Below are 2608 nucleotides of genomic sequence, written 5' to 3' on the forward strand. Positions count from 1 at the left end.
CTTCTTCTCCGCCGGAATCGAGGGTGGTCTACCCATGTCTGACTCTCCTTCAGGACCTACATAACGGCCCTGCCACTAAGTCTGACGCGCGACAGAAGGACGAGTACAACCACCACCGCCGGCACTCCTCGCTCGGCTACCTAACCCCAGCCGAGTACGCTCGGCAGTGCACCCATCAAATGGAAACCGACGACTCACAGAACGTCCGGACCGAATGAAGGGGGCGGCTCAGGACCTCGTCGCCGCCCGGGGCGCCCCGGCGGTGCTCAGGTCGGACAACGGGCCGGAGTTCATCAGCGAGGCGATGGCCGACTGGGCCGGCACCCGCACCGGCCTGTCCTACATCCCTCCGGGCTCGCCGTGGCGCAACGGGTACGTCGAGTCGTTCAACAGCCGGATCCGCGACGAGTGCCTCAACATCAACAGCTTTTACTCGCTGCTGCACGCACAGGTCATCATCGGCGACTGGAAGTGTCCCGCGTCAAGTAGTTGGCAGGATTTCCTTGGTTTTGAATGTCGGGGTGGTGGGGTCGGCCAGGCCCAGGTGCACCTCCTTGGGCCGGTTCCATGAGATGGCCTCGTGGGGCCGGAGCTCGTTGTACTCGATCCGGTAGTCTTCGGCCCGCTCGGCGAGCACGATCGCGTCGTCAATCTCGTCCAGGTAGAGCCGTTCGTACTTCAGCGTGCCGAAGCCGCGTTCACGGGACCCGTTCTGCCCCGGGGTCTTCACTCGGGTGCGCACGTGGTGTAGCTCGGGGTGGGCGGCGATGAAGGACTCGAAGCGGAAGGACCGGAACGGCCCGCCGTTGTCCGTCACGATGGTCACCACGGGCAACAGCTCACCGGTCTCGGGATCGACCGGGCAGGCCTCGACCAGCGGGTGACCGAACATGGCCTCGTAGTCGGCCAGGGCCAACTCGATCGCGTCGATCGCGTCGTGCTGGTTCCCGGTGGGCGAAACGTGGAAGGGGTGCTCGTACTTGGACCAGTAGTCCCGGCACCCGGCCAGCCGCCAGGTCCCTCCGGTGGTGGTCTCGAACTCGCTGAAGTCCAGCTGCCAGACTTGGTTCGGGCCTGAGGGCTCGGTGGCGAACGCGGCCTTGCGCCGCTCGGCCAGCTTCCGTCGCTCCCGTTGGTACTGCGCGGGCAGAATCAGCCCCTCGTCGCGCAGGATCCGCAGCACGGTCGCCTCGGAAACCACATGCCCGTCGTGGCGGACCATTGCCCAGATCTTCCGATGCCCCCACGCCGGATGGGCCAGCGCGTGCTTGACCACCAGTTCCCTGGCGGCCTGCCGTCCCGGTTGCGGCCACGGTCCCTTCACCGCCGTCCCGGTGCGGGCCTTGGCCTGCCAGCGGCGCCAGGTCCGCTCGGGCATGTCGAAGAGCTGGCAGAACCTCGCGGTCGACATGCCCGCTTCCACGCGGATCACCTCGAGGTCCTCGAAGGGCCCAGCCGGCCCTCCGCGGACTTCTTCCACACCCTGGCTTCCAGGTGTGCCTCGCCCAAGGCCTGGGTCAGCTCGGCGACCTCGGCCTCCAGCTGTTCCTCTCGGGAGGATGGTCCGGACCTGCCGGCCACCAGGGCGGTCTTGCCGGCTTCCAGGAACTCGGCCTTCCACCGTCCGATGGACTGCTCACTGACCTTCTCCTTGCGTGCCGCTTCGGCGATGGACATCTCGCCGGCCAGCACGCTCAGCACTATCCGGGTCTTCTTCTCCGCCGGAATCGAGGGTGGTCTACCCATGTCTGACTCTCCTTCAGGACCTACATAACGGCCCTGCCACTAAGTCTGACGCGCGACAGTAGAACTCAATGGTCGTCCCCATGAACGAGGCCATCCCGGCGCGTACCGCCTTCTTGTGGGTGAACTGCTGCCTGGGGTTCGGTGAGGTGCTCATGCGTAGACCGCCTGACTTCTGAGCCGCACGGGCGCCCACCGCCTGGGGTAGGCACTTGCGTTGGGGATGTGAGGTGACCGACAGCGTATAGTGAGATTCATCACTTGGCGAACCAGATCTACTGCAGACTCGAACCGATTCCACTGTTCTGTTGGCCCTTGAATGCACTGCGACGACGGTTCAGTGGGAGATGTGGGGGTTTAGCATCAGCTCTGATCGAAGCCCGTACCGATTGTTCTGAGGATGTCATGGACCCGTTCGACAAGCTCGACGAGCAGCTCATCAGTGCCCTCCGGGAGGATCCACGCGCCAGCGCGGTCAAGCTGGCAGACCGACTGCTCATGCCACGCTCCGTGGTGGCGCAACGACTGCGGCGGTTGCTGGCCTCCCAGGTGGTGCGGGTAGTCGCGACGGTGCATCCGGCATTCATGGGGTTGGACTTCATCGGCCACCTTTCGGTGTCCACCAGCGGGCCCGTGCAGGACATCGCTGCCATGGTTGCGGCCTGGGAGGAGTGCGTTCTGGTCTCGGTCACGGCCGGCGAGTTCGACTTCATCGCCGAAGTACGAGTACACGACCAGGTAGAGATGCAGCACCTACTGACGCGGTTACGTGGTAACCCCCAGGTCATCCGCGTTAACACCGCGATTTATACCGACATTGTCAAGGGCAACATCGAGCACCGCTCCTTCGAGACCATGGATATCG

3 protein-coding genes and 1 pseudogene are annotated in these 2608 nt (G+C 64.5%); 2 read left to right on the top strand and 2 right to left on the bottom strand.

The genetic code is table 11. From position 1 onward, the window contains the following. Nucleotides 1-232: 232 nt before the first annotated feature. Nucleotides 233-472, top strand: a pseudogene (locus ACFWJO_RS37370) (integrase core domain-containing protein); the annotation flags it as partial. Between the two features lie 9 nt (nt 473-481). On the opposite strand, the gene ACFWJO_RS37375 reads toward ACFWJO_RS37370, so the two are convergent. Then, entirely contained in the window at nt 482-1432 is a 951-nt protein-coding gene (locus ACFWJO_RS37375; protein WP_010080478.1) for an IS3 family transposase, read from the bottom strand. Then, complete coding sequence (locus ACFWJO_RS37380) at nt 1429-1746, bottom strand: helix-turn-helix domain-containing protein (protein WP_010080477.1); 318 nt, start codon at nt 1744-1746, stop codon at nt 1429-1431. Before ACFWJO_RS37380 ends, ACFWJO_RS37375 begins: the two co-directional genes overlap by 4 nt. A gap of 402 nt (nt 1747-2148) precedes the next feature. On the opposite strand from ACFWJO_RS37380, the gene ACFWJO_RS37385 reads away from it, so the two are divergent. Then, nucleotides 2149-2608 (top strand): Lrp/AsnC family transcriptional regulator (locus ACFWJO_RS37385; RefSeq protein ID WP_386872575.1); only part of this gene is annotated, 460 nt, incomplete at its 3' end.

Source organism: Streptomyces sp. NPDC127092 (assembly GCF_042722475.1).
Classification (GTDB): Bacteria; Actinomycetota; Actinomycetes; order Streptomycetales; family Streptomycetaceae; genus Streptomyces.

Excerpts from the sequence above, each read along its gene's own strand:
- ACFWJO_RS37380 (WP_010080477.1), bottom strand. The coding sequence starts at position 1,746 with ATGGGTAGACCACCCTCGATTCCGGCGGAGAAGAAGACCCGGATAGTG.